The sequence below is a fragment of the Acidovorax sp. 99 genome (genome assembly GCF_003096455.1).
GTDB classification, from domain to species: domain Bacteria; phylum Pseudomonadota; class Gammaproteobacteria; order Burkholderiales; family Burkholderiaceae_C; genus Acidovorax; species Acidovorax delafieldii.
Genome location: NZ_QEKU01000001.1, coordinates 607,387 through 633,470 on the forward strand (window position 1 = coordinate 607,387; position 26,084 = coordinate 633,470).

Annotated in this window: 21 protein-coding genes; 11 read left to right on the forward strand and 10 right to left on the reverse strand. The window is 61.6% G+C overall.

The genetic code is table 11. The features are described from left to right. Nucleotides 1–2: 2 nt before the first annotated feature. The 5 genes from C8C95_RS02965 to C8C95_RS02985 all read left to right on the forward strand — a co-directional run bounded on the left by C8C95_RS02965 (nucleotide 3) and on the right by C8C95_RS02985 (nucleotide 6,344). Nucleotides 3–905 carry a PilW family protein gene (locus tag C8C95_RS02965; protein WP_116747588.1) on the forward strand — a complete coding sequence of 301 codons (903 nt, stop codon included), beginning with the start codon at nucleotides 3–5 and terminating at the stop codon, nucleotides 903–905. Between the two features lie 86 nt (nucleotides 906–991). Then, nucleotides 992–1,756: a pilus assembly protein gene (locus tag C8C95_RS02970; RefSeq protein ID WP_243415616.1), complete on the forward strand. Its 765-nt coding sequence runs from the start codon at nucleotides 992–994 to the stop codon at nucleotides 1,754–1,756. A gap of 41 nt (nucleotides 1,757–1,797) precedes the next feature. Then, the gene (locus C8C95_RS02975) at nucleotides 1,798–5,409 is read left to right on the forward strand and encodes a PilC/PilY family type IV pilus protein (RefSeq protein WP_116750115.1); all 3,612 of its coding nucleotides are present in this window, start codon (nucleotides 1,798–1,800) and stop codon (nucleotides 5,407–5,409) included. Nucleotides 5,410–5,435: 26 nt separating this feature from the next. Beyond that, complete coding sequence (locus C8C95_RS02980; protein WP_116750116.1) at nucleotides 5,436–5,882, forward strand: type IV pilin protein; 447 nt, start codon at nucleotides 5,436–5,438, stop codon at nucleotides 5,880–5,882. A 72-nt stretch (nucleotides 5,883–5,954) separates the two neighbouring features. Then, nucleotides 5,955–6,344, forward strand: coding sequence for a hypothetical protein (locus tag C8C95_RS02985; protein ID WP_116747590.1), 390 nt, complete (start codon nucleotides 5,955–5,957; stop codon nucleotides 6,342–6,344). 78 nt (nucleotides 6,345–6,422) lie between these two features. Here the strand turns inward: C8C95_RS02985 and C8C95_RS02990 are convergent, their stop codons facing one another. The 9 genes from C8C95_RS02990 to C8C95_RS03030 form a co-directional block, all read right to left on the reverse strand. Continuing rightward, a complete protein-coding gene (locus tag C8C95_RS02990) occupies nucleotides 6,423–7,541 on the reverse strand; it encodes an acyltransferase family protein (RefSeq protein ID WP_116747591.1) in 1,119 nt (372 codons plus the stop codon). A 240-nt stretch (nucleotides 7,542–7,781) separates the two neighbouring features. Beyond that, entirely contained in the window at nucleotides 7,782–8,912 is a 1,131-nt protein-coding gene (locus C8C95_RS02995) for an ABC transporter substrate-binding protein (RefSeq protein ID WP_108498993.1), read from the reverse strand. A 282-nt stretch (nucleotides 8,913–9,194) separates the two neighbouring features. Next, nucleotides 9,195–10,148 carry a nitronate monooxygenase family protein gene (locus C8C95_RS03000; RefSeq protein WP_116747592.1) on the reverse strand — a complete coding sequence of 318 codons (954 nt, stop codon included), beginning with the start codon at nucleotides 10,146–10,148 and terminating at the stop codon, nucleotides 9,195–9,197. A 134-nt stretch (nucleotides 10,149–10,282) separates the two neighbouring features. Further along, nucleotides 10,283–12,073, reverse strand: coding sequence for an acyl-CoA dehydrogenase (locus C8C95_RS03005; protein WP_116747593.1), 1,791 nt, complete (start codon nucleotides 12,071–12,073; stop codon nucleotides 10,283–10,285). A gap of 76 nt (nucleotides 12,074–12,149) precedes the next feature. Further along, entirely contained in the window at nucleotides 12,150–13,094 is a 945-nt protein-coding gene (locus C8C95_RS03010; protein WP_116747594.1) for an electron transfer flavoprotein subunit alpha/FixB family protein, read from the reverse strand. Continuing rightward, nucleotides 13,095–13,844, reverse strand: coding sequence for an electron transfer flavoprotein subunit beta/FixA family protein (locus tag C8C95_RS03015; RefSeq protein WP_015015119.1), 750 nt, complete (start codon nucleotides 13,842–13,844; stop codon nucleotides 13,095–13,097). A 224-nt stretch (nucleotides 13,845–14,068) separates the two neighbouring features. Beyond that, nucleotides 14,069–15,397 (reverse strand): mechanosensitive ion channel domain-containing protein, encoded by a 1,329-nt coding sequence (locus C8C95_RS03020; protein ID WP_116747595.1) that lies wholly within the window; start codon nucleotides 15,395–15,397, stop codon nucleotides 14,069–14,071. Nucleotides 15,398–15,408: 11 nt separating this feature from the next. Then, on the reverse strand, nucleotides 15,409–16,194 hold the full coding sequence (locus tag C8C95_RS03025; protein WP_116747596.1) for an enoyl-CoA hydratase: 786 nt from the start codon (nucleotides 16,192–16,194) through the stop codon (nucleotides 15,409–15,411). Nucleotides 16,195–16,306: 112 nt separating this feature from the next. Next, a complete protein-coding gene (locus C8C95_RS03030; protein ID WP_051022555.1) occupies nucleotides 16,307–17,212 on the reverse strand; it encodes a histone deacetylase family protein in 906 nt (301 codons plus the stop codon). Nucleotides 17,213–17,313: 101 nt separating this feature from the next. On the opposite strand from C8C95_RS03030, the gene C8C95_RS03035 reads away from it, so the two are divergent. The 6 genes from C8C95_RS03035 to C8C95_RS03060 all read left to right on the forward strand — a co-directional run bounded on the left by C8C95_RS03035 (nucleotide 17,314) and on the right by C8C95_RS03060 (nucleotide 24,653). Further along, nucleotides 17,314–18,234 (forward strand): MoxR family ATPase, encoded by a 921-nt coding sequence (locus tag C8C95_RS03035; RefSeq protein WP_116747597.1) that lies wholly within the window; start codon nucleotides 17,314–17,316, stop codon nucleotides 18,232–18,234. Nucleotides 18,235–18,237: 3 nt separating this feature from the next. Beyond that, entirely contained in the window at nucleotides 18,238–19,281 is a 1,044-nt protein-coding gene (locus tag C8C95_RS03040) for a DUF58 domain-containing protein (protein WP_116747598.1), read from the forward strand. A 125-nt stretch (nucleotides 19,282–19,406) separates the two neighbouring features. Continuing rightward, nucleotides 19,407–21,446 carry a DUF3488 and transglutaminase-like domain-containing protein gene (locus tag C8C95_RS03045; RefSeq protein WP_116747599.1) on the forward strand — a complete coding sequence of 680 codons (2,040 nt, stop codon included), beginning with the start codon at nucleotides 19,407–19,409 and terminating at the stop codon, nucleotides 21,444–21,446. A gap of 159 nt (nucleotides 21,447–21,605) precedes the next feature. Beyond that, complete coding sequence (gene mltB / locus C8C95_RS03050; RefSeq protein WP_116747600.1) at nucleotides 21,606–22,718, forward strand: lytic murein transglycosylase B; 1,113 nt, start codon at nucleotides 21,606–21,608, stop codon at nucleotides 22,716–22,718. 175 nt (nucleotides 22,719–22,893) lie between these two features. Beyond that, a complete protein-coding gene (locus C8C95_RS03055) occupies nucleotides 22,894–23,886 on the forward strand; it encodes an ABC transporter ATP-binding protein (RefSeq protein WP_116747601.1) in 993 nt (330 codons plus the stop codon). A gap of 5 nt (nucleotides 23,887–23,891) precedes the next feature. Then, complete coding sequence (locus tag C8C95_RS03060; protein WP_056640850.1) at nucleotides 23,892–24,653, forward strand: ABC transporter permease; 762 nt, start codon at nucleotides 23,892–23,894, stop codon at nucleotides 24,651–24,653. Nucleotides 24,654–24,713: 60 nt separating this feature from the next. On the opposite strand, the gene C8C95_RS03065 is transcribed toward C8C95_RS03060, so the two are convergent. After that, nucleotides 24,714–26,057, reverse strand: a complete 1,344-nt coding sequence (locus C8C95_RS03065) for a branched-chain amino acid ABC transporter substrate-binding protein (RefSeq protein ID WP_099730806.1) — start codon at nucleotides 26,055–26,057, stop codon at nucleotides 24,714–24,716. Nucleotides 26,058–26,084 lie beyond the last annotated feature (27 nt).

The following is a 26,084-nucleotide window of genomic DNA, read 5'->3' on the forward strand; positions in this document are numbered from 1 at the left end:
CCATGAAATATCGCTTCAAAGTGTTTGTAATAACTCCCGACTCAACACGCCGGCAGCGTGGCGTGACGCTCATTGAGCTCATGGTTGGTATTGCCGTCGGCCTCATGGTCGTTGCTGTTGCTTTGGGCGCGCTCATGGCCTCTCGTGGAATTTCGGGAACGGTGTCCGAGGCCACGTCCTTGCAGCAACAAGCCTCTTACGCGTTTCGCGTGATCGGCCAACAAATTCGCCAGGCCGGCAGTCTCGAACTAAACCTTAAACCCAGTATCGCACCCGTGGCCTCAGACGCTGTTGCTGCCATGACGGCTGTTGCGTTTGATCCACCAGACCCTACAGGTGTTCGCCCCCCCTTCAGCCGCGCATCAAGTACCTTGGTTGCGGACACTACGCCCAGTTTTACTGTCGGTTATCAGAACTACATAGAAACTGTTACGCCCCCAGCACCTGCATCAACGCCAGTCTCTTCTTCCCTATTGCGAGACTGCTTGGGACAAAATCCGGCGCTTGCTGCCAGTGGAAGCCTAGGCGCCACACCTGTTCTCAGCAGTAAATTTCAGCGGAACACAACCACAAACGAGCTGGTGTGTGTTGGCACAGGAGGAACCAGTCAGCCTATTATCGGCAATCTGACAGATATGCAGTTGCGGTATATCCAGCAAGCACCGAATACGACGAACTTGCAGTATTTGGCAGCTTCCAGCGTGATTGCTAATGCAGCCAGTGCTACTGCAACATGGTCGAATGTCTATGCAGTAGAAGTGTGCCTTGAACTTACAGGTACAGAGCCCGCCCCCACAGCCGGTGCAACCTATACAAATTGCAGCGGCACTGCCACCTCCTACGGAGACCGTCTCAAAATGGTCTTTCGCAACATATACCAAATCCGTAGTCAAGGGCAGGTTTGACGAGGCTCGTCAGGCTACAAACTCATCACATTATGCAAGTCACTTTCACACATCTCCAGCCTCGTCGGCGTAGTAGCCAGCGTGGTATGGCGCTTTATGTAGTAATTGTTTTTGTACTTTTGTCGATGCTTCTTGCTTTGTGGGCTGCACGCAGTGCACTCTTCAATGAAATTCTGGTGGGCAACGACGCAGACTATCGCCGTACATTCGAAGCGGCGCAAGCAATGTTGCAGGATGCGGAATTCGACATAAGAGGCCTTCAACCTAATGGGAGCACGTGTGCACGTACTGCCGGGAACAGCGATCTTTGCCGCCCCCCTCCAGCCCCAGCGATTCCAGCTAGCGGAGCAACACCTGCAGTTCCCGCCACGATTGGCGCCGACGTGTATTTCGACTTTGAAACCAAAGATCTCGGAAACATGTTATCGACGGTACAAAGCCTGAGTCCAAATAGCACTTACTGCTACAAAGGTATTTGCCAAAAGCGTAACGACCCGCAAGACTTCTGGAACGACAGTACCGCAATGGCTGCAATGACTGCCACAAATGTTGGTGCGCGGTATGGTCAGTTTACGGGGGCTAGTGCTGCGGCAACCGCTAATACTATATTGGCAGAAACATCTACAGGAAAAGGGGCTTGGTACTGGGTGGAAATCATGCCCTATATAGACCCAGATGGTTTATCGCTGCTTTCGGGAATGCCACCAGGCTCCAATGTAGAGAGATTTGCCCCAATGCGCACGAAGTTATTCGTTTATCGAATCACGGCCATAGCACGTGGAAATAAACCTGGCAGTGAAGTTGTTCTGCAGTCAACACTGTCACTGCAGGACCCGAACAACTCCAAATAAATCACAATCCGCACGCTTTCCACAATTATTGGAGCTCCGCCATGCGTAAGACATATTATCCAAAACCAAAAACTCTCGCCATTCTGATTGCAGCAATTTGGGGACCATTGAATGCGTGGTCCGCGCAAATCCCTTTAGTTCAGTACCCTGCAGGAACCGCTTATAAAACGCCTATCCCCAATGTGGTCATGTCAATCGACACGTCTGGCAGTATGGGCACTAAAGACGACGGTGTGAAAACACGCATACAACGCGTGCAAGAAGGATTGCAGGCAGTTCTTGTTAACAGTACCAAGTACGATGATCAATTTAGGCTCGCATGGCAATCGTTTGCATGCAACGGTATTCCCTCCAATTCTGGAGGATGTGGAAATAATAACGCCATGGGAAAATTCTCAGGGGCGAAAAAGACTAGTTTTGCCACTTGGATCAATCAGCTCTCAGCAACAGGCACGACACCGTCCCATGTCTTAGCCTGGAATGCAGGCAAATACATGCAAACCACAGGAGCGAATAGCCCATGGAATGCTACTCCAGGCACAACGGACTCAGCCCCCTTAGCGTGTCGCCGTGCCTATCACATTTTCTTAACGGATGGCGGCTGGAACTTCACCTATACCGATTCGGGCCTAAATAGTACTTCTTTTAAGAGTGATATGGTTGTGCCCACGAGTACAACCACAAATACCACCATTCAAAATTTTGATGGCAAAGCCATTGCTGCACTTCCGACGCCTGCGCCGGCTTCTACCTCCCACCCTGCATCCCCTTATGGCGTGCAAGCATACTCCATAACCTCTGCCGAAACTCAAATATTCAGAGATGATTATGGTGATGAGGCACCGAAAAAAGTTACATCCGGAAGCACCAACACATATTACGCATATCCAACGCTGGCTGATATTGCATTTTACTATTGGGCAACCGATCTGCAGCCAGGAATTGACAATGCAGTTATCCCAAAAATAAGAAAAACGGGCACTGAAACCTTCAACAATGGAACCGGAGCCAGCGCCAAGTCTGTAACATTTAGCGAGTATTGGAATCCAAAAAATGATCCAGCCGAATGGCAACATTTGGTGCAATACACCATAGGATATGGACCTACAGCCAGTACGCTAACCAAAAATACTGCAACCTCTCCACAATGGAGCGGCGGTATATTTGGAATGTATGATACTGGTTTCGCCAGCCTTGCCGTTGGAAATACAAAATGGGATAATGTAACATTCGGCATAGCAGATGGGAGTTACGACGCTTATCGGCCACAAGAAATGTGGCACATGGCCATAAATAGTCGCGGCAAATACTACCCCGTTACCGGTGATTTAACTGCAGTTTTCGCAGATATTTTCGATGATATTGTAGTAGATACAACCGCCCCCGTTTCTGGATTTACCTCGGCTTCCGGATCCGTGAGCCGAGTGGGAACTCAATCTTTCCAAACTAGTTATGTCGCGGCAGACGACGGCAACTCCAATGACAATCGTTGGTATGGCTCCGTTACATCCAATTCAATTGACACCTCGGGTAACTTTACCCCCAACCCCGATTGGGGTTTAGTGAGCGGCAGCACAACCAAGGGACTTTCGACGGCAGACAAGTTAGACAGTGCGAACGTTAGTACTCGGCTTGTGTTGTCATACAAAATCCCTATCGCGGCATCAGATCCAGCAGCCACCGGAATTTCCTTCAAATGGGCTAATTTAAGTAGCTCGACCAGCAATGCGTCTCAGCAGATGTGGCTTAATAATGGTACGGTAGGAACCGCCAGCACGTTGACAGGAGACGGCAGGGGGCAGGATCGCGTCAATTTCATCCGAGGAGACCGAACCAAGGAAGCGACCAATTACTCCTTAGCAAATCCAACCGCAACATTCAGAAATCGAAAAAATCGCCAGGGCGATATTGTTAATTCTGGAATTTGGTATGTTGGTCCACCAGCCAGCGGATACTCTACAGGTTCATATAACACCTTTGCTGCGAACAATCGCGGGCGTCTACCGATGCTATACGTTGGAGGGAACGACGGCATGCTGCATGGTTTCTCCGCCAAGGACGGGACAGAGAAGATTGCATATGTGCCCCATGGTGTAGTGCAGAATCTCTCAGCATTAACGAATACCAATTATGATCATCGATATTACGTCGATGGGTCGCCACAATCTGGTGATATTGATATTGGAACAGGGGGAACAGCCGATTGGCGTACATATCTTGTGGGTACTTTGGGTGCAGGAGGCCGGGGCTTCTTTGTCCTTGATGTGACCAAGCCCGGTCCTCTTGATGCTTCCTCTCCAGTACCTGCACCAGCCACCAACTTTGCAGAAGCCAATGCGGCGTCTTTGGTCGTGATGGACAAAACAGCTGCACCTATCAGTGATGCCGTGCCCCCCTCGAAACCAACAGATAATAATGCCCACCCAGATATTGGGCATATCTTTGGCACTCCAGTCGTCTCTGAAAGCAACCAACAGCTATCTTTGCAAATTGCGCGTACAAACAATGGTCGTTGGGCTTACATTGTAGGCAATGGATATAACAGCGCGAATGAACGACCTGTACTGCTCATCCAGTATTTGGACGGAGACAAATCTCTTAAGGTAATTCCTGCGGCCACGACCGGAGCAGAAGCATCAGGCAATGGTCTATCTACACCTCAGCTGCTAGATGTAAATGGCGATGGCACACCCGATTTTGTTTACGCAGGAGATTTACGCGGAAACATGTGGAAATTTGACATTTCCAATGCTGATGCGACCCAATGGGGCGTCGCTTTCAGTGGCAATCCATTATTTACGGCAACGTACACCAGTGGAGGCTCCACCAATCGACAGCCGATAACCACTCCACCTGTCCTTCGTGCAAATAGAGCGGTTGGTGGCTTGATGGTGGCGTTTGGAACTGGGCAGAATCTGACCGAGGGAGATCGGACGGACACATCTGTGCAATCGGTCTACTCCATACTAGACAATACTCGATATCAAATCGAGAGCTCGGGTGCCAATGCTGGCAAGGTAACTGTAAAGACATCTAATCCAACGCCAGCAACCGTTAGTGGTCGCAGCGCATTGCAGTCCGAATCGGTAGACAACGGCTCGGATAACACAACAGCTGGTACAGGCTTGGGTACAGCAGGAAGTGGAGTAAGTACAGGACGCTCCTTCTGGACCCTTACAACGCAGGAGGTCACTTACTCCTGTAAACCAACCGATACATCATGCACTGTAAAGCAAGGTTGGTATATGGATCTGCCAGTATCAGGCGAACGCGTCACAACAAGCCCTACGTTCTACAATGGAGGCAACACCCTGGAAATAATCAGCGAAAAACCAGCCACCGGCAGCGCTACCGCCAGCGGCACTGAGGTGTGCGCACCTCAACCAAGTGCAGCCAAGACATATCGTACACTGGTAAATATTGCATCAGGGACTCCTGCGCCACTCACAATCATGGATGTAAATGGTGATGGTCTCTATAACGCGTCAGACATGAGCAGTGGCAAAAACTACGCGAGGATGTCGGCCTCCGGCAAGGAATTGCGCTTCGCTACAGGTACAAAACAGATCCGTAAAGGTAATGACGGTAAGAGCGATGCGCTCAAAATTTATCCATCTTTGCTGGTACGACCTAGCTGGCGGCAATTGAAATAGTCGTTGCTTGATTTATGAGAGATTTTATGAATATAAAAATACCGCCGAAATATGCTCAAGGCTTCACGCTGATTGAGTTGATGATTGTGGTAGCGATAGTGGCTATTCTCTCCGCCGTTGCTTACCCTAGCTATCAAGAATATGTGCGACGGGGGCATCGAGCGGAAGCTCGTGCTGGTTTGTTGCAAGCGCAGCAATGGCTTGAAAGAGCTGCTACAGCGACGGGAACATATCCTACAGCCTCACTGCCAACGACACTCACGTGGTCTTCTGACAACAGCAAACGATATACGATTGCGCTAGCTGCTAGCAACACAACCACCAGCTACACATTAACTGCAACGCCGAAGGCCACCAGTCCCCAGGCAAGTGACAAATGTGGCACCTACTCGCTTAGCAATAGTGGGCTCCGTGGCGCAGCAGGCAAAACATCGGATCAAGCGGGATACAATGTCGACTGTTGGGGTAAATAAGGCCGCCACGATTTATCTGGGTCAGAGCTCGATACCCTTGACGAATAAATAGTCAGCACAATCGTAGAGATAATGGCGCTGGTCGTGAACTTTCATCTGCCCTCCGAGCCGCCCCCGACCGACACATTTGACCCGGATTCCACCCTGGCATTCCAGCGCCGCATGGAGCGCGCGCCGGAGTGGTTTTGTTCTTTTCTCGCGGGCAACAGTCGGGAAAAGAGCCGCTTGCGCCGCGAGATGGCCACCATGAAGGGCTCGGTGGTCTGGCTGGTGCAGCAGCGCCGCCAGGGCAATTGGAGTGCCGAGGAACGAGCCCACCTGCGGGATGTGATGCGGTCCGCGTCTTCGGTCAGCCCTTATCTTTTTATCTGGGTGATCCCCGGCTCGATGCTGCTGCTGCCCTTCATGGCGTGGTTTCTGGACAAGCAACGCAAACGGCGGGAACGCAAGCTTTTGCGATAGCACTGCACTGGGCTGAAGGACATAGCGCGCTCAAAAAAACAGCCCAGTCGGCCTGCCCCTGCGGTCCCAGCCTAGGGGCTATGCCCAGTTGCTGGTAATGACCACCAGCATGCCAGCCCCCACCAGCCCCAGTTGCCAGCGCAGGGCCGTGGACCACGATGGCACATGACGCTCCACTCGCAGATACAACAGACGCCCAGCTGCCAGCGATAGCCCAAACGCCAGGAGCATGCCCACGGCATTCAGCGCTGGTGATGTAGGCCAGAGGTGGCTGACCACCGCGTTCACGAGCAAGCACACGGCAAAGTGCACCAGAAACACCGAGTACGACATCTGGCCGAGCTTTACGAGCGGCGACACACCGGAAAAGCTGCGCATGCGCGCAGAGCGCATGGCCACCACCAGGCACAAGGCCGTGACCGCAGCCACGGCAATGCGTGCCCGGAAATCCACCGCCAGCGCTGCCCCCACCAGCAGCGCCATGAGGCAGACCCATGCCTGCGCCTTCGGCGCCCGTACCGCCCAGTAAGCCAGCATGCCCAGGCCGTAGGCACCAAAAAAGTACAGCGCCCACATGTCCAACCCCGCGATGCGGTTGAAAACCCATAGCGAGGCAGCAGCCACCAACAGCACCAGCCCCTGCGACAAGGCCGCTGCATGGTGCTGTACCCAGCGCGCAGGCAGCGCACGTACACCGGCCAGCATCAGCACAGTCAGCGCAAAGAGTTGAAAGTCGATGGCCACGTACCACACGCCAGCCGACAAAGCACCTTCACCCACGATGTCCTGCAGCAGCAAAGCGTTCGCCAACAGTTGTGACAAGGTGGGTTGGTCGGGCACAGAGTGGTGCTCCATCCAAGGCCGCACGAGGGCGGCGACCACCACCGCCAGCATCAACGCCACGGCATAAGGCACCACCAGCCGCACGAAGCGTTTGGCAATGGCGGTGCCCGCATGGTCGAAACGCGCAATGCCCTGGGGCGCAAGGCTCGCAGCAGCCAGGTACCCACCCAACACCAGAAACACCTGCACCGCCATGCGCCCATAGTCATATAGCCACGCTATGAGTACTGGAGCCAAGGGATGGGCGATGTCGGACATCGGGCCATAGAAGGCCAAGTGGTGCCACACGATGGTGGCGCAAGCCATGCCCTTGATCATGTCGATCAAGGGTGTGCGGGATGTGGACGAAGACATAGGGTGAGGTGTTGAATCCCTGCGGACAGTGCGCCGCTGGATATCCGGATTCCCTCCGCGCTGATTCGCCTGCTGCGCAAAGCAGCAAGGCGAACTGGACCGAGGATGGAACAACAAAACCCGCTATTGTCCTCCGTTAGAGGATTTTTTGCACAGCTGCACTGTCTCCCGCTGGTCTGCCATCACCTGCAGCGGGCTCGATGAACAAGAGTCCGCGCACCGCGCGAAGCGTGGATACCCTCAGTAACGCAGACTGCCTTCCGCGTCCACGATAGCCAGCTCCACATAGGTCGACCCATTGTGGTTGCGCGGCGAATACTTCACGCTGAAACGACCAAAAGCAATTTCACCCGCGTCCTCCATCGTTTTGGAGAACGACTCGGTAGTCAGGTTGCGCCCCGTGCGGCGTAGCCCTTCCACCAGCAAGCGCGCGTGGACAAAACCTTCGAACTGCGAAGCCGAGGGTTGAGCGCCGGGCGACTTGGCACGCAGCAGGCTCAGATATTCGGCCACCACCGGGATAGTGGTGTTGCGCAGCGAAGGCATGATCTGCGCCAGGATGATGCCCCGCGCCTTGTCCCTGAGTTCGCGCTGGATCACGTCCATGCTGGCCACCGAGAACCCGTAGTAGGCAGGCCGCGCTGCCGTGGCCTGCACCGCCTTGATGTAGCTCGTGAAAGTGGTGCCGCCGGTCGCCACGATCACAGCCTGGGGTTGGGCTTTTTCGGTCGCCTGTGCGGCGGCAGCAAAGTCGGGCTGCTTGGGGTCCACCTTGATCTCGGCCACAAAGGGCAGCTTCTCCTCGTCCGACGCCTTCTTGAGCTCACCTGCCAGTGTCTTGCCCAGGCCGTCGTCCTGAAAGAACACCGCCACACGGGTGATGCCTTGCTGGCGCAGCTGCGACACGATCTTGCTGGCCTCGTTGGCATAACCCGCACGCACATGGAACACATACGGATTGAACGCCTCCCGGAACACCGAGGCACCCGTGACGGGGCCAAACAGCACAGTGCGCTGCTCCTTGATCAGCGGCAGGATGGCCGCCGTCTGCGCCGTACCGGTGCTATGGAAAATCATGAACACCTTGTCGTTCTCCAGCAGCTGGCGCGTGTTTTCCACGGCCTTTTGCGGGTCGAAAGCATCATCGAGCGTGGTGTACCGGATCATCCGGCCATGTACCCCGCCCTGCGCGTTCACCGCGTCGAACAGCAGTCGCGAGCCCTCGCCATACTGCGCCGTCTGCGGCCCGAGCGGCCCCGACAGCACGACCGAGGCACCCAGCCGGATTTCATCAGCGGTCACGCCTTCATTGCGGGCATGAACCAGGGTGGTGGCGCACACGGCCAGCAGGCACACAAAAGCACGGAACATCAGGCATCTCCCTCGCAACATGGTGACAAGGCCGGCGAACTTGGCACTGGCATTCATTGATTATTTTTCATCACCATTATCTGTAGGGGACTTCTCCTCCTCACGCGGGTTTCCCCTCGGGTGCGTCATCGCAAAGACACCGCTCGAACACCTCCCACAAAGACATTCGCCCACCATGTGTGGATACACATGGCGGGCGAAACAAAACGGCGGTGTGAGGGAAGAAAGATGGCCGAATGCCCCCCAGAGGCACAAAGCCACCGCCCCTTACAGAGCGCAGATTCAGAGCTTGAGACGGGCGCGGGCCGCCTCGTATTCACCGCGCAGCTTGGCGACCAGTTCGGCGGTGCTGGTCACGGCGCTGATGGAGCCAATGCCCTGGCCGCAGCCCCAGATATCTTTCCAGGCCTTCTTGGCGTCGCCGCCAAAGTTCATCTTGCTGGGGTCGGACTCTGGCAGGTTGTCCGGGTCCATGCCTGCCGCGCGGATCGAGGGCGCCAGGTAGTTGCCATGCACGCCCGTGAACAGGTTGCTGTAGACGATGTCGTCCGAGTTGCCGTCCACGATGGCTTGTTTGTAGGCCTCGCTGGCGCGGGCCTCATGGGTGGCGATGAAGGCCGAACCGATGTAGCCAAAGTCTGCCCCCATGGCCTGTGCAGCCAGCACCGCGCCGCCACTGGCGATAGAGCCGCTGAGCGCCAGCGGGCCGTCGAACCACTGGCGGATTTCCTGGATCAGCGCAAACGGGCTCTTGGTGCCAGCGTGGCCACCGGCACCGGCCGCCACGGCGATCAGGCCGTCAGCGCCCTTCTCAATCGCCTTGTGCGCGAACTTGTTGTTGATGATGTCGTGCAGCACCACGCCGCCCCAGGCATGCACGGCCTGGTTCACGTCCTCGCGCGCACCCAGGCTGGTGATGATGATCGGCACCTTGTACTTGGCGCACACGTGCATGTCGTGGTCCAGCCGGTCGTTGCTCTTGTGCACGATCTGGTTGATGGCAAACGGCGCAGCAGGCTTGTCGGGGTTCGCCTTGTTGTAGGCCGCCAAGGTCTCGGTGATCTCGGCCAGCCACTCGTCCAGCAGTTCGGCAGGGCGGGCATTGAGCGCGGGCATGGAGCCCACCACACCGGCCTTGCACTGCTCGATCACGAGCTTGGGGTTGCTGATGATGAACAGCGGCGAACCGATGACGGGCAGCGACAGGTTTTGCAACACGGGAGGCAGTTTGGACATGGCAACAACTTCCAGAACAAGAATAGGGATGGAATAGGCCGGATGCGCTAGTGAATCATGCGTCCGTAGCTATCATTTTTATATCAAGGCCCCTGCCCCGCAGGTGGCCTGTCTCCTCACAGCACGCCAGTCCTTCAGAAGGCTTCCAGCGCCAGCTCGGTCACGCTGGCCGCGCCTTCCACAATGCTGTCGCGCAGGCCGGGGGCCTTCACCAGAATGTGGTCGGCGTAGAACTGGGCTGTGGTTATTTTTGCGCGCATGAAGGCTTCGTCCTGTCCCTTTTGCAACAGGTCCTGCGCCACCAGCAGGCTGCGCGCCAGTTGCCAGCCCGCCACCACATTGCCCGCGAGCATCAGGTAGGGCACGCTGCCCGCAAACACGGCGTTGGGCTGGGCCTTGGTGCCACCGGCCACGAAGTCGATCACGTCGAGCAGCGCCTTGCGCGCCGCCGTCAGGCGTTTGGCCACAGCCAGTGCAGCGGGCGTGCCGCTGGCCAGCAGGTCGGCCTCGGTCTTCTCGATCTGCGCGGCGATGCCCTTGGCCACCTGGCCGCCGTCGCGCGCCGTCTTGCGGCCCACCAGGTCGTTGGCCTGGATGGCGGTGGTGCCTTCGTAGATGGTCAGGATCTTGGCGTCGCGGTAGTACTGGGCCGCGCCAGTTTCTTCGATGAAGCCCATGCCACCATGCACCTGCACACCCAGGCTGGTCACTTCCAGGCTGGTCTCGGTGCTGTAGCCCTTGACCAGCGGCACCATGAATTCATAGAACGCCTGGTTCTGCTTGCGCGCGTCGGCATCGGGGTGGTGGTGTGCGGCATCAAACGCCGCAGCCGCCACCGTGGCCATGGCGCGGCAACCCTCGACGGTGGCGCGCATGGTCATGAGCATGCGCTTGACGTCAGGGTGGTGAATGATGGCGGCGCTGGCGTTGATGCTGCCGTCCACGGGGCGGCTCTGCACGCGGTCTTTCGCGTACTGCACAGCCTTTTGGTAGGCGCGCTCGGAGATCGCGATGCCCTGCATGCCCACGGCGTAGCGGGCCGCATTCATCATGATGAACATGTACTCCAGGCCCCTGTTCTCCTGGCCCACCAGGTAGCCCACCGCGCCGCCGTGGTCGCCAAACTGCAGCACGGCCGTAGGCGATGCCTTGATGCCCAGCTTGTGCTCGATGCTCACGCAATGCGCGTCATTCCGCGCGCCCAGGCTTCCGTCCTTGTTGACCATGAACTTGGGCACCACGAACAGGCTGATGCCCTTGACGCCCTCCGGCGCGCCCTGCACGCGGGCCAGCACCAGGTGGATGATGTTCTCGGCCATGTCGTGCTCACCGTAGGTGATGAAGATCTTGGTGCCGAAAATCTTGTAGGTGCCGTCGGGCTGGGGTTCTGCACGCGTGCGCACCAGGGCCAGGTCCGAGCCCGCCTGGGGTTCGGTCAGGTTCATGGTGCCAGTCCACTCGCCGGTCACCAGCTTTTCGAGGTAGGTGGCCTTGAGTTCATCGCTGCCTGCTGTCAGCAGCGCCTCGATGGCGCCGTCGGTCAGCAGCGGGCACAGCGCAAAGCTCATGTTGGCGCTGTTGGTCATCTCGATGCAGGCCGCGCCGATGGTCTTGGGCAGGCCCTGGCCGCCAAAGTCGGCGGGGTGCTGCAGGCCTTGCCAGCCGCCTTCGCCATATTGGCGGAAGGCTTCCTTGAAGCCGGGGGTGGTGGTGACCACGCCGTCTTTCCAGCTCGACGGGTTCTTGTCGCCTTCCCAGTTGAGCGGCGACAGCACCCCTTCATTGAACTTGGCGCACTCTTCCAACACGGCGGCGGCCGTGTCCAGCCCGGCATCTTCAAAACCAGGGATTTGCGCGATCTGTTCAATGTTGGCCAGGTGCTCGATGGCGAACAGCATGTCCTTGACGGGGGCGGTGTAGCTCATGGGTGTCTCCGGGAAAGCGAAATTTCGTCAAAAAAAAGGCATCGCGAGCGATGCCTTTGTGTGCACAGGGGCGTTCTTACAGGGCCTTGACCAGTTCAGGCACAGCCGTGAACAGATCCGCTTCCAGCCCATAGTCGGCCACGCTGAAGATCGGGGCCTCAGGGTCCTTGTTGATCGCCACGATCACCTTGGAGTCCTTCATGCCCGCCAAGTGCTGGATGGCGCCCGAGATACCGGCGGCCACATACAGCTGCGGTGCCACGATCTTGCCCGTCTGGCCCACTTGCCAGTCGTTGGGCGCGTAGCCTGCGTCCACCGCCGCGCGGCTGGCACCGAGCGCCGCGCCCAGCTTGTCGGCCAGGGGCGTCATGACTTCGTCGAACTTTTCCTTGCTGCCCAGCGCACGACCACCGGAGACGATGATCTTGGCAGCGGTCAGCTCGGGGCGGTCGCTCTTGGCGATTTCGCTGCCCACGAAGCTGCTCTTGCCTGCGTCGGCCGTGGCGGCGGCGGTTTCAACTTGTGCGCTGCCACCGGTGGTGGCTGCGGCGTCAAAGCCGGTGGTGCGCACGGTGATGATCTTGACGGAATCTTGGCTTTGCACGGTGGCAATGGCGTTGCCGGCGTAGATGGGTCGCTCGAAGGTGTCGGCGGCAACCACCTTGGTGATGTCGCTGATCTGGGCCACATCGAGCTTGGCCGCCACGCGGGGGGCCACGTTCTTGCCGCTGGCAGTCGCGGGGAACAGGATGTGGCTGTAGTTGCTGGCCGCATTTCCCTGAAGTGCCAGGACTTGGGCGGCGACGTTTTCTGCCAGGCCGTGTTCCAGGCCAGGGGCGTCGGCGTGGATGACCTTGGCAACACCGGCTATTTTGGAGGCGGCTTGTGCGGCAGCGCCGGCGTTGTGGCCGGCCACCAGCACGTGCACGTCGCCGCCGCAGGCCACTGCGGCCGTGACGGTGTTCAGCGTTGCGCCCTTGATGGACGCGTTGTCGTGTTCAGCAATAACGAGTACCGACATTTAGATCACCTTCGCTTCGTTCTTGAGTTTTTCGACCAGGGCGGCCACGTCGGCCACCTTGATGCCTGCGCCGCGCTTGGCAGGTTCGGTCACCTTCAGGGTCTTCAGGCGCGGAGCCACGTCCACACCGAGGTCTTCGGGCTTGACGGTGTCCAGCTGCTTTTTCTTGGCCTTCATGATGTTGGGCAAGGTGACGTAGCGGGGTTCGTTCAGGCGCAGGTCGGTGGTGATGACGGCTGGGAGGGTCAGGGCCAGGGTTTCCAGGCCGCCGTCCACTTCGCGGGTCACGCTGACCTTGTCTGCAGCCAGTTCGACCTTGCTGGCGAACGTGGCCTGGGGCAGGTCTGCCAAAGCAGCCAGCATCTGGCCGGTCTGGTTGGCGTCGTCGTCGATGGCTTGTTTGCCCAGGATGATGAGCGAGGGTTGCTCTTTGTCCACCAGGGCCTTCAGGAGCTTGGCCACGGCCAGGGGCTGCAGTTCCACGTCGGTCTCGACCAGGATGGCGCGGTCGGCGCCAATCGCCATGGCTGTGCGCAGGGTTTCCTGGCACTGGGCCACGCCGCAGGAGACTGCGATGACTTCGGTCACCAGGCCTTTTTCTTTCAGGCGCACGGCCTCTTCAACGGCGATTTCGTCAAAGGGGTTCATGCTCATCTTCACGTTGGCGATGTCCACACCCGTGTTGTCCGACTTCACGCGGACCTTCACGTTGTAGTCCACCACGCGCTTGACAGGGACCAAGACCTTCATTGCTGCGGCTCCTAGAGAGTTGGTTGAATTGACGTTTACGTAAACTAGAACATTCTATGTCGCACTGCAGCGAAAGCGCTACGGAGCCACCACACAGACTGCACAATCACAAAAAAGAACGATCGTGCTTTTTGTGAATTATAGGCGAGTGAACCCGGACAGTGTCTAGAGTTTGCTGTCGCCTGCGCTACCGGGCACCCGCCGGGGTATCACCCTGCACCGGATCAACTCGCCGAAGCCGGTGCTGGCGCGGGAGCCCCGCCCGGCGACATCGCTGCAGGGACTGCGCCATCGACCTGCACATGCATGACCCGCTGGGGGTAAGGGATTTCGATCTGGTGGGCCCGCAGCGCACTCAGGATGGCCCGGTTGATGTCCGAGCGCAGTCCCAGGGATCCGTTTTCAGGGTCTGCAATCCAGAAGCCCACGGTGAACTCCAGCCCATCGGCCCCGAAGGCCGACAGCGCGGCGCTGGGGGCCGGGTCGCGCAGCACGCGCGGGCTGACCAGGGCGGCATTGGTGAGCAACTGGGCCACCTGGTCCACATCGCTCTCGTAGGCCACGCTGACCACCGTGGACATCCACACCCGGGGGTCACTGAGCGACAGGTTCTCTACCCGCTGGGTAATGAGCATTTCGTTGGGCACGATGGACTCGCGGCCGGACGATGAGCGGATGACCGTGTAGCGGGCGTTGATCTGCGTGATGCGCCCCTCGAAGTTGTCGAGCTTGACGTTGTCACCAATGCGCATGCTGCGCTCAGCCAGGATCACAAAACCGCTGACATAGTTGGCCGCCAGCTTCTGCAGGCCAAAGCCAATGCCCACGCCGACCGCACCACCCAGCACCGACAACGCAGTCAGGTCGATGCCAACCGACGACAAGGCCACCAGCAAGCCCACAAACACCAGCAGCGCCCGCACCGCATTGCTCACGGCCTTGCGCAGCGACAGCTCGGCGCCCGTGGCCGAGCGCAGCAGGCGCGACTCGATGGCCGCCGAGATCCACAGGGCAATCAGCAGCACTGCCGCTGCGGTGACCGCCCCTTCGATGATGGTGCGCACCGACAGCGTCGCCCCGCCCACTTTCCAGTGGATCTGGTCCAGCTCGTCCAGCACCAGCGGCAGCAGCCCGGTGACCCACAGCACCATGCCCAGCCACGCCATCCAGGAGATGGAGCGCTCGATGGGCCGCACCCAGGCAGCGTCCGGGTAGGCCACCTGCAGCACCTTCACGCCAATGCGAATGACCACCAGCGCCACCAGCACCGGGATCGCAATCTTGAAAGCCGCCAGCGCCACCCAGTGGTGCAGCAGGGTGCGCGCGATGTAGGCCAGACTCAGTAGCACCAGCGGGAACAGCGCGCCGTCCACGATTCGCACCCCAAAGAGGATGGAGCGCGGGTCGCCCCGGCGCAGGCCGCGCTGCAGCAGCGCCACCAGCCCCCAGGCCAGGCCTACGCAGACGGCCAGGACGGCCAGCTCCACCAGCACCGTGGGGCTGAGAAAGGCCTGCACCCACAGGCCCACGTCGTCGAGCATCGGCTTGTCCATCGTGCCGTGCCTCAACGCTTCCAGGCGGGCTGGCGCTTCTCGGCAAACGCACGGGCGCCCTCCTGGGCGGCCTCGTCCATCATGTTGGTGGCCATGGTCTGGCCGGCCAGCTGGTAGGCGGCATCGATGCCCAGCTCGCGCTGCTGGTACACCAGCGCCTTGCCCATGGCCACGGCCACGCGCGGCTTTTGAAGGATGGATTGCACCAGTTGCTCGACCTCGGCATCCAGCGCATCGGCAGGCACCACGCGGTTCACCAGCCCTTGCGCCAGCGCGGTGGGCGCATCGATGAAATCACCGGTGAGCAGCATTTCCATCGCCCGCTTGGCGGGCACGTTGCGCACCAGCGGCACGCTGGGCGTGGCACAGAACAGGCCGTAGTGGATGCCGCTGGTGGCAAAGCTGGCCGTGTCTGCCGCCACAGCCAGGTCACACTGCGCCACCAGCTGGCACCCCGCAGCCGTCGCCATGCCCTGCACCCGCGCAATGACGGGCACGCTGAGCTTGTGGATCGTCAGCATCATCCGGCTGCACTGCGCAAACAACTTCTGGTAGTACGCCAGCTCTGGGTGGGCCGCCATGTCCTTGAGGTTGTGGCCCGCGCAAAACGCCTTGCCGGCGGCCGCCAGCACCACCACACGCACCGACTCGTCGCGGCCCGCGTCGTCCAGCGCCTGCTGCAGCGCCGTGAGCATCTCGCTGCCCAGCGCATTGAAGCGGGTGGGGTCGTTCAGGGTCAGGGTGACCACGCCGCGTGTGTCGCGGGCAATTTGCAGCAGATCATGGGAATTCGTCATCATTCTTCTCCAGTTTTTTGCACGACCGGCACCGCCGAGACTGGCGCGTCTCCGGGCCGTCACCACCAAGCAGACGGCCTGTCAAAGCGCAGGTGCTCCAGGCTGAGAGGGCTTACAAGTCGGCTAGAACCCGCAGATGCGCCTCTACGCTGCGCGCCAGCGGCCCCATCACGTAACCGCCCTCCAGGCAAGACACGATGCGCCCCTTGGAGTAGCGCCGGGCCACATCCTTCACGCGCTGGGTGATCCAGGTGTAGTCCTGCTCGGTCAGGCCCAGCTGGCCCATGTCGTCCTCGCGGTGGCCGTCAAAACCAGCACTCACAAAAATCATCTCGGGCTTGAAGGCCTCCAGCCGGGGCATCCACATCATCTCGATGATCTCGCGGATGTCCATGCCGCGTGTGTACGCGGGCACCGGCACATTGACCATGTTGGGGGCCGGGTCGTGGTCGCCGCTATAGGGGTAGAACGGGTGCTGGAAGATGCTGACCATCAGCGCGCGCGGGTCATTGGCCAGGATGTCTTCGGTGCCGTTGCCATGGTGCACGTCAAAGTCCACCACCGCCACGCGCTGCAGGTTGTAGCGCTGCAAGGCGTATTTGACGGCCACCGCCACGTTGTTGAAAAAGCAGAAACCCATGGCCTTGTCGCGGCAGGCATGGTGCCCTGGGGGGCGTACAGAACAGAACGCGTTTTCGACTTCGCCCGCCATGACCGCATCGGTGGCAGCCAGCGCGGCACCTGCGGCACGCAGGGACGCCTTCCAGGTATGGGCGTTGATGGAGGTGTCGGTGTCGATCTGCGCGTAGCTCGGGCCGCCGGCCATCAGCTCTTCATTCAGCCGGTCGGACAGGCCGCGCAGCGCCGCAATGTGCATACGGCCGTGGGCCAGTTCGATGTCGGCCAGTGAGGCTTCGGGCGCCTCGTAGCGCTCCAGCGCATCCCCCACGCCTGTGACCAGCAAACGGTCTTCAATCGCATCCAGCCGCTCGGGGCATTCGGGGTGGCCCGGGCCCATCTCGTGCTTCCAACAATCCCGATGGGTGAAATAGCCCGTCTTGCTCACAGTCTTGTCCCCGCGTCTCGCATTTTTTGCCGTTTTTCGGATAACGTCGTGCCATGAATGCACAGCACAAGATCAAATCGCTTCTGAATCAGCTTAACACGGTGATCGTGGGCAAAAAGGCCCAGGTTCAGGACTGCGTGGCCTGCCTGCTGGCGGGGGGGCATCTGCTCATTGAGGACGTGCCGGGTGTGGGCAAGACCACACTGGCGCACGCGTTGTCCCACACCTTTGGGCTGCAGTTTTCGCGCGTCCAGTTCACTGCCGACCTCATGCCCAGCGACCTGACCGGCGTGTCGGTGTACGAACGCGGCAAGGAAGCCTTTGTGTTCCACCCCGGCCCGGTGTTTGCTCAGGTGCTGCTGGCCGACGAAATCAACCGCGCCAGCCCCAAGACGCAAAGCGCCCTGCTGGAAGCCATGGAAGAAAAGCAGGTGTCGGTCGAGGGCGAAACCCGCGCCCTGCCCCACCCCTTCTTCGTGATCGCCACCCAGAACCCACACGACCAGCTGGGCACCTTTGCGCTGCCCGAGTCGCAGCTTGACCGCTTCTTGATGCGCATCTCCATCGGCTACCCCGACCGCGCCGCCGAGCGCCTGCTGCTGTCGGGCGACGACCGCCGCGACATGGTGAGCAGCCTGCTGCCGCTGCTGTCGGCCGAGGAGCTGACCGAGCTGCAGCGCCAGGTGCAGGCCGTGCACACCGCCGATCCGCTGCTCAACTATGTGCAGGACCTGATCGCCGCCACCCGCTCGGGCCGCTGGTTCTTGCAGGGCCTGTCGCCCCGCGCGGGCATTGCCCTGCTGCGTGCCGCCAAGGCCCAGGCCCTCATCAGCGGGCGCGACTACGTGGCGCCGGACGATGTGCAGGCCGTGCTGCCGCAAACCATCGCCCACCGCCTGGTGCCCGTGGGCGACGCCGGGCGCGGCGCGGTCGAGCAGGTGCGCGCCATGGTCGATGCCGTGCCGCTGCCCTGATCGATGGAATCCGCTGCCCACCCTTCCCTCGCAACGCCCACGGGCTGGCGCGGCTTGGCTGCGCGGCTCAGCCCCGTGGCGCGCCTTCGCAGGCGCTTCCAGCGCTGGTGGCAGGCACGCCTGCCGCTGTCCGACACGCTGCAGCTCACCCAGCGCAATGTCTACATACTGCCTACCAGCTCGGGCTGGATGCTGGCGCTCACGCTCGTGGTGCTGCTGGTGGCCTCCATCAACTACCAGCTCAACCTGGGCTACCTGCTGACCTTTTTGCTGGCCGGCAGCGCGGTGGTGGGTATGCACATTTGCCACGCCAACCTGCGCGGGCTGACGCTGCACCTGAAGGCCCCTGAGCCACATTTTCTGGGCACCAGCACGGCGTTTGAGATCCAGTTGTCCAGTGATCGCAAGTCGCCGCGTTATGGCATTGCCCTGGCCGTGCACGGCACCGGCAAGGCCGAGCACCACTGGGCCTGGACCGACGTGCCCGCTCAAGGCCAGGCCAGCGTGCAGGTGGCCTTCCAGCCCGGGCGCCGGGGGCTGCACCGCGTGCCCACCCTGACGGCCGAGACGCGGTTTCCGCTGGGCACCTTCCGCGTATGGACCTATTGGCGCCCCGCTGCCGAGGTGCTGGTGTACCCCGCGCCCGAGGTGCCGCCACAACCCCTGCCGCCGGGCGAGCCCCGCGCCGGGGGCACGGGTCATGCGCCGTCGCAGGGCATTGGCGAATTCGACGGGGTGCGGGCCTACCGGCGGGGCGACCCGCTCAAACTGGTGGTCTGGAAGAAGGCCGCCAAGTCGCTGGCCACCGGCACCGACGACCTGGTGAGCCGCGATGCGCAGCAGGCGCAGCGGAATGAGCTGTGGCTGGATCTGGCCCACGCCGCGCTGCCCAACCACGAGGCACGCGTGTCACGCCTGACGGCCTGGGTGCTGCAGGCCGACCGCCTGGGCCTGGACTATGGCCTACGCCTGCCCGGCACCGAGATCGCGCCCGACACCGGGGCAGCCCACCGTAGGCGCTGCCTGGAGGCCTTGGCTCTGTGTTGACCTGCCACTGCCCATTCCTGCCGAATTTGGCCTCTATCGGCTCCAAGCGCACGTTCATATTTTCCCAACAGCTATCAAATGCATAGCAACATGAAATCCATTACCCCCCTTTCCGCCGCGCAGCCATGACCCTGCGCCAGACGCTCCACGCACTGCCGCGCGATGCGCGCGACACGCTGTTTCTGCTCGTCGTGATTGCGTGGGTCATTGCCCCGCAGGTCAACGTGTTACCTGTGTGGGCAAGCCTGCTGGCGGCCGGATTGATGCTGTGGCGCGGCTGGCTGGCCTTCAAGGGCCGCCCACTGCCAACGCGCTGGGTGCTGGCCGTTCCGCTGGTGATCGCGGTGGCGGGCACGCTGTACACCCACCGCACCATCCTGGGCCGCGATGCCGGGGTGACGCTGATCGTGATGCTGCTGGCGCTCAAGATGCTGGAGCTGCGCGCACGGCGCGATGCGCTGGTGGTGTTCTTCCTGGGCTTCTTCACGATGCTCAGCAACTTCTTCTTCTCGCAGTCGCTGTTCACGGCCGCTGCCATGCTCGTGGCCCTGCTGGGGCTGCTCACGGCCCTGGTCAACGCCCACATGCCCGTGGGGCGCCCTCCGCTGTCGCAGGCACTGCGCACCGCAGGCACCATGGCACTGCTGGGCGCGCCCATCATGGCGGCGCTGTTCATGCTGTTCCCGCGCATGGCGCCCCTGTGGGGCATGCCCAGCGACACCATGAGTGGGCGCAGCGGCCTGTCGGGTGTGATGAAGGTGGGCAACATTGCCGAGCTGGCGCTGGACGACACGGTGGCCATGCGCGTGCGGTTTGACACCCCTGACGGCGCCGCGCCACCGCAGAGCGACCTGTACTTTCGCGGCCCGGTGTTCGGCACCTTCGATGGTGTCGAATGGCACCCGGTGTCGCCCCGCCCGGGCGATTATTCGCAGGCACGCGCCAACACTGTCGCCAATCTGCGCGTGCAAGGCCAGCCCGTGCGCTACGAGGTCACGCTGGAGCCCCACCAGCGCCCCTGGCTGCTGCTGCTGGATGCTGCGGTGGACAAGCCCGCCGTGGCCGGCATGGAAACCTTCATGACGCAGGACCTGCAGTGGCTGACCACCCGCGCCGTGACGGATGTGGTGCGCTACAAGGCCGAAAGCTACACGCAGTTTGCCCACGGCCCCAGCACCCCCAACGCCGCCCTGCGCATCTACACCGAGCTGCCCACCGGTTTCAACCCCCGCACGCTGGCGCTGGCCCAGCAAATGCGCAACGACCCCGCACTCAACCCCAACCCGGCGCAGGACAACACCGAGGCGCTGGTCAATGCCGCCCTGACCCGCCTGCGTACCGGCGGATATGTCTACACGCTGGAGCCCGGCGTGTACGGCCAGCACACGGCCGACGAGTTCTGGTTTGACCGCAAGGAAGGGTTTTGCGAGCACATTTCCTCGGCCTTTGTGGTGCTGATGCGTGCGCTCGACATCCCGGCCCGCATAGTCACCGGCTACCAGGGCGGCGACCGCAACCCCGTGGACAAGCTCTGGACCGTGCGCCAGAGCGACGCCCATGCCTGGGCCGAAGTCTGGCTCTCCGGCCGGGGCTGGGTGCGGGTGGACCCCACCGGCGCCGTGTCGCCCGGCCGCACCGGGGCCTTTCAGCGGCTGCGCGCCCCCCAGGGGGCCTTTGCCACCGCCATGGGCACGGTCATCAGCCCGGGGCTGGCGCAGAACCTGCGCGCCGTGTGGGAGGCCGTCAACAACAGCTGGAACCAGTGGGTGCTCAACTACACCCAAAGCCGCCAGCTGGACCTGCTCAAGTCCCTGGGCTTTGAGTCGCCCAGCTGGCAGGACCTGACCATGGTGCTGGGCATCCTGATCGTTGTGGCGGCCCTCGGCGGCATGGGCTGGAGCCTGTGGGAGCGCAGCCAGCACGACCCCTGGCTGCGTCTGCTGGCCCGCGCCCGCCAGCGCCTGGCCCGTGCAGGCATGGTGTTGCCCGACACCTTGCCGCCCAGGGCTATGGCCGAGCGGGTGCAGGCACAATTCGGCGCACCCGCTGCGGCGGTGGCCGACTGGCTGCTACGGCTGGAACGCGTGCGCTACGCCCCCCACCCCGAGGCCGCCCTGGGCGATTTGCGGCGGGAGTTTCGGAGCATCGCCTGGCCAAAGCAGTGAATCATCCCCCTGAGCGGCTGCGCCGCTTCCCCCTTCTCTCGCGCTTTGCGCGGGAAGGGGGACGATGCCCTCGCTGCGGGGCGGCCCTTGCTCGGCATCCCTGGTCACAGGGCGCGTCAGTTTCAAAGCACCGGGCCCTACAAAGCTACAACCATTGACATGAAGAAGACAGCACCATGGACCACGGCAGCTATATTTTTGATAGCTGCCTGTGCATTACCCGCTAGCGCAAAACCCGAAAATCAACCCAAACCGGCGGCCCAGAAGGCACATGCCAAAGCCGGCCAGGCCCACCAGGGGCGGGCCAGTGCCAAGGCCCCGGTGCTCTACGCATCGCGCCCTGAGGCCATGGACTTTGCCGACGACTTGGCCACACGGCGGGATCTGGACCGCGAGTGGGTGCGCCAGGCCATCGGGCAGGCGCATTTCCTGCCCCAGGTGCCCAAGCTCATGCTGCCGCCCGCCAAGGGCACGGCCAAGAACTGGCGCGTGTACCGCAGCCGCTTCATCGACCCCATCCGCATCCGTGCAGGCGTGCGGTTCTGGCAGGAGAACCAGGCCACGCTGGAGCGTGCCGAGCGCGAGTTTGGTGTGCCCGCCGAGATCATCGTGGGCATCATTGGCGTAGAGACCATCTACGGCCAGCAGATGGGCACCTTCCGTGTGATGGACGCGCTGGCCACGCTGGCGTTCGACTTCCCTGCAGCCCACCCGCGCGCCAAGGAGCGCACCGAATTCTTCCGCCGCGAGCTGGAGCAGTTCCTGAGCCTCACCAACCGCAGCAACACTGACCCGTTCGAGCCGCGCGGCAGCTATGCCGGCGCCATGGGCCTGGGCCAGTTCATGCCATCGAGCTGGGTGCGCTACGCGGTGGACTTTGATGGCGACGGCCGCGTGGACCTGTTCAAGAGCCCGGCCGACGCCATCGGTTCGGTGGCCAACTACTTCCGCGGCCACGGCTGGACGCCCGGCATGCCCACGCACTTTGGGGTGCAGTTCGACAATGCGCGCCTGAAGCTGGACGACCTGCTCGCCCCCGACATCCTGCCCACCTTCAGTGCCGCCAGCATGTTGGCCAAGGGCGCTGTGCTGGATGCCCACGGCGTGCAGCACACGGGCCCGCTGGCGCTGGTGGAACTGCAAAACGGCAACGATGCACCCAGCTACGTGGCAGGCACCGAAAACTTCTACGCTATTACGCGCTACAACTGGTCGAGCTACTACGCCATGGCGGTGATCGAGCTGGGGCGCGAGGTGGCGGCAGCGCGCTGATGGCGCCTACCGCGCTGCGAACCACGCACCAATCGGCTGAACCCGGAGGTTTCTGCGGGCACGGAGCCCCTGCCCTGCACGCTTGCGCAAGTCAGTCCACAATGCCCGGCTTCGACCGCTTGCACAGCGGCCCGGCCAAGGCGGCGCGCCCTGGTCCTCCAAGAGAACCTTCCCCATGCCTGCATCACCTTCTCCAGCACCCGACACGGACGCCATCGTCCGCGTACGCGGCCTGAGCAAAACCTACGCCGGCGGCTTTCAGGCACTCAAGAACATCGACCTGGACATCCGGCGCGGCGAGATCTTCGCCCTGCTGGGGCCCAATGGCGCGGGCAAGACCACGCTGATCAGCGTGATTTGCGGCATGAGCAATGCCACGGCGGGCACCGTCACGGCCGATGGGCACGACACGGTGCGCGACTACCGCGCAGCCCGTGCGGCGATTGGCCTGGTGCCCCAGGAGCTGCACACCGACTCGTTCGAGACGGTGTGGGCCACGGTGAACTTCAGCCGGGGCCTGTTTGGCAAGGCCCCCAACCCCGCATACATCGAGAAGATCCTCAAGGACCTGTCGCTGTGGGACAAGAAGGACAACAAGATCCTCGCGCTGTCGGGCGGCATGAAACGCCGCGTGCTGATCGCCAAGGCACTGTCGCACGAGCCCAAGATCCTGTTCCTGGACGAGCCCAGCGCCGGCGTGGACGTGGAGCTGCGCCACGACATGTGGCGCCTGGTGCGGGCGCTGCGCGACGCGGGCACCACCATCATCCTGACCACCCACTACCTGGAAGAAGCCGAGGACATGGCCGACCGCATCGGCGTGATCCGCAAGGGCGAGTTGATCGTGGTGGAAGACAAGGCCGTGCTGATGCGCAAGCTGGGCAAGAAAGCGCTGGCCATCACGCTGCAGCAGCCCATGGCGCAAGTGCCCGCATCGCTCGCCCGCTGGCCTCTGGCCCTGAGCCAGGGCGGCACCGTCCTGACGTACACCTTCGACACGCAGCAGGAAGACACCGGCATCGCCGCCCTGCTGCGCGCCCTGACCGAGCACGGCATCGACTTCAAGGACCTGCACTCCAGCGAAAGCTCGCTCGAAGACATCTTCGTCAGCCTGGTGCACCAGGACAAGGTCCCAACCCCTTCGCCCCAGAAAGCGATCCCAGCATGACCGGTGTGAACCTGCATGGCGTGCGCGCCATCTACCGCTTCGAAATGAACCGCGCCTTCCGCACCTGGATGCAGAGCCTCATTGCGCCCGTGCTCACCACGGCGCTGTACTTCATCGTCTTCGGCTCCGCCATCGGCTCGCGCATGGGCGACATCGGCGGGGTGAGCTATGGCGCCTACATCATCCCCGGCCTGCTCATGCTGTCGCTGCTTTCCGAGAGCATTTCCAACTCGGCCTTCGGCATCTACATGCCCAAGTGGTCGGGCACCATCTACGAGCTGCTGAGCGCACCCGTCAACTGGGTGGAGGTGCTGCTGGGCTACGTGGGGGCGGCGGCCAGCAAGTCGCTGCTGGTGTCGGTGCTCATCCTGTCCACCGCCCGGGTGTTCGTTCCGTACGAGGTGGCGCACCCGGTGTGGATGGTGGGCTTTCTGGTGCTCACGGCCGTCACGTTCTGCCTGTTCGGCTTCCTGATTGGCCTGTGGGCCGACAGCTTTCAAAAGCTGCAGGTGATCCCGCTGCTGGTGATCACGCCGCTCACCTTTTTGGGCGGAGCGTTTTACAGCATCAGCATGCTGCCACCGTTCTGGCAGACCGTCTCGTTGTTCAACCCGGTGGTGTACCTCATCAGCGGGCTGCGGTGGGCGTTCTACGGCCACGCCGATGTGCACATCGCGGTCAGCACCAGCATGACGCTGGTGTTCATGGCCCTGTGCCTCACCGTGGTGTGGTGGGTGTTCAAGACCGGCCACCGCATCCGGCGCTGAGCGCAATCACCTCGGTCGCCCCGACAGCCCGGGGCGGACCCAGGCATCAGTAGCGCAGTATCAATAACGCTGCATCTGGCAGCTGTGCGGCTGCTGCGCCTTGGCGGCTGCAATCTGCCGCACCACGCGGAAGCCGTAGCCCGAGCCTTCCACGTCGAACTTCACGCCGGGCGCACCTTTCTTGTCCATCACGCCCACCGCCAGCGCCTGCTGGAACTGGTGGTCAGCCGCACGCATGGTGCCGCCCTGGCCGGCCAGTTGCACATTGGCCGATTCCATCTGGCGCGCAACGGCCACCACATCGGTGCTGCCTGCACGCTCGATGGACTGGGCCAGCGCCTCCACCATCAGCTGCATGCGCATGTGCACATAGTCATCCTGCGGCTTGGGAAAGCGTGTGCGGAAGGATTGGTAGAACGCCTCGCTCTGCGCACCCGGCACGTTGGGCAGCCAGTCGGCCACGGCCACCACCTTGCCAATGCCCGCGTCGCCAATCGCGGCGGGAGCGCCCAGCGCGTTGCCGTAGAAGGTGTAGAAGCTGCCCTCGTAGCCCACGTCCCGCGCGGCCTTGACCAGCAGCGTGAGGTCGTTGCCCCAGTTGCCGGTGACCACGGCCTGCGCGCCGCTGGTCTTGATCTTGACGGCATAGGGCGCAAAGTCCTTCACGCGGCCGATGGGGTGCAGCTCTTCGCCCACCACGGCCACATCGGGGCGCTGGGCAGCCAGCTGCTTCTTGGCCTCGCGCAGCACGGCCTGGCCAAAACTGTAGTCCTGGCCGATGAGGTAGACGCTCTTCAAGGCCTTGTCCTCGCGCATCACCTCCATCAGCGCGGCCATGCGCATGTCGGCATGGGCATCAAAACGGAAGTGCCAGAAGCTGCACTTCTCGTTCGTGAGGATGGGGTCCACCGCCGAGTAGTTGAGGAACAGCACGCGCTTGTTCGGCTCGCGCTCGTTGTGCTTGTTGATGGCCTCGATCAGCACGGCGGCCGTGGACGACGAATTGCCCTGCAGGATGACCTGCGCACCATCGTCAATCGCGGCGCGCAGGGCAGACAGGGCTTCTTCGTTCTGGCCCTTGCTGTCGTAGCGCTCCAGCACCAGCGGGCGGGGGCCGCCGCTGCTGGCAGGCAGCTGCACGCCGCCGCGTGCGTTCACGCGCTCCATGGCCCAGTAGATATTGCGGTACACAGCCTCGCCCGTGTTGGCAAAAGGGCCCGACAGGCTTTCGATGAGCGCCAGCTTGACCGGCCTGGCCTGGGCCACGGCTGCCGAGGGCGGGGTCTGCGCTTGCGCGGCAGGCGCCAACGCCACGGCGCCTGCAAGGGCCACTGCGGCTGCCCAAACGGTGTGACGTAATGCCGCAGCGCCTGATTTCAAGCCCACAGATTGCAATTTATTCATGGCATTTTTCCCTTGAAATGCGGCGTG

What these genes read in the sequence shown, in the direction of transcription:
- C8C95_RS02980 (WP_116750116.1), top strand. Translation starts at nt 5,436, where the DNA reads ATGAATATAAAAATACCGCCGAAATATGCTCAAGGCTTCACGCTGATT.
- C8C95_RS03030 (WP_051022555.1), bottom strand. Translation starts at nt 17,212, where the DNA reads ATGGGCCCGGGCCACCCCGAATGCCCCGAGCGGCTGGATGCGATTGAA.
- C8C95_RS03025 (WP_116747596.1), bottom strand. Translation starts at nt 16,194, where the DNA reads ATGACGAATTCCCATGATCTGCTGCAAATTGCCCGCGACACACGCGGC.
- C8C95_RS03020 (WP_116747595.1), bottom strand. Translation starts at nt 15,397, where the DNA reads ATGGACAAGCCGATGCTCGACGACGTGGGCCTGTGGGTGCAGGCCTTT.
- C8C95_RS03045 (WP_116747599.1), top strand. Translation starts at nt 19,407, where the DNA reads ATGACCCTGCGCCAGACGCTCCACGCACTGCCGCGCGATGCGCGCGAC.
- C8C95_RS03040 (WP_116747598.1), top strand. Translation starts at nt 18,238, where the DNA reads ATGGAATCCGCTGCCCACCCTTCCCTCGCAACGCCCACGGGCTGGCGC.
- C8C95_RS03015 (WP_015015119.1), bottom strand. Translation starts at nt 13,844, where the DNA reads ATGAAGGTCTTGGTCCCTGTCAAGCGCGTGGTGGACTACAACGTGAAG.
- C8C95_RS03010 (WP_116747594.1), bottom strand. Translation starts at nt 13,094, where the DNA reads ATGTCGGTACTCGTTATTGCTGAACACGACAACGCGTCCATCAAGGGC.
- C8C95_RS03000 (WP_116747592.1), bottom strand. Translation starts at nt 10,148, where the DNA reads ATGTCCAAACTGCCTCCCGTGTTGCAAAACCTGTCGCTGCCCGTCATC.
- C8C95_RS02965 (WP_116747588.1), top strand. Translation starts at nt 3, where the DNA reads ATGAAATATCGCTTCAAAGTGTTTGTAATAACTCCCGACTCAACACGC.
- C8C95_RS03065 (WP_099730806.1), bottom strand. Translation starts at nt 26,057, where the DNA reads ATGAATAAATTGCAATCTGTGGGCTTGAAATCAGGCGCTGCGGCATTA.
- C8C95_RS02985 (WP_116747590.1), top strand. Translation starts at nt 5,955, where the DNA reads ATGGCGCTGGTCGTGAACTTTCATCTGCCCTCCGAGCCGCCCCCGACC.
- C8C95_RS02995 (WP_108498993.1), bottom strand. Translation starts at nt 8,912, where the DNA reads ATGTTCCGTGCTTTTGTGTGCCTGCTGGCCGTGTGCGCCACCACCCTG.
- C8C95_RS02990 (WP_116747591.1), bottom strand. Translation starts at nt 7,541, where the DNA reads ATGTCTTCGTCCACATCCCGCACACCCTTGATCGACATGATCAAGGGC.
- C8C95_RS02970 (WP_243415616.1), top strand. Translation starts at nt 992, where the DNA reads ATGGCGCTTTATGTAGTAATTGTTTTTGTACTTTTGTCGATGCTTCTT.
- C8C95_RS03035 (WP_116747597.1), top strand. Translation starts at nt 17,314, where the DNA reads ATGAATGCACAGCACAAGATCAAATCGCTTCTGAATCAGCTTAACACG.
- mltB (WP_116747600.1), top strand. Translation starts at nt 21,606, where the DNA reads ATGAAGAAGACAGCACCATGGACCACGGCAGCTATATTTTTGATAGCT.
- C8C95_RS03005 (WP_116747593.1), bottom strand. Translation starts at nt 12,073, where the DNA reads ATGAGCTACACCGCCCCCGTCAAGGACATGCTGTTCGCCATCGAGCAC.
- C8C95_RS02975 (WP_116750115.1), top strand. Translation starts at nt 1,798, where the DNA reads ATGCGTAAGACATATTATCCAAAACCAAAAACTCTCGCCATTCTGATT.
- C8C95_RS03055 (WP_116747601.1), top strand. Translation starts at nt 22,894, where the DNA reads ATGCCTGCATCACCTTCTCCAGCACCCGACACGGACGCCATCGTCCGC.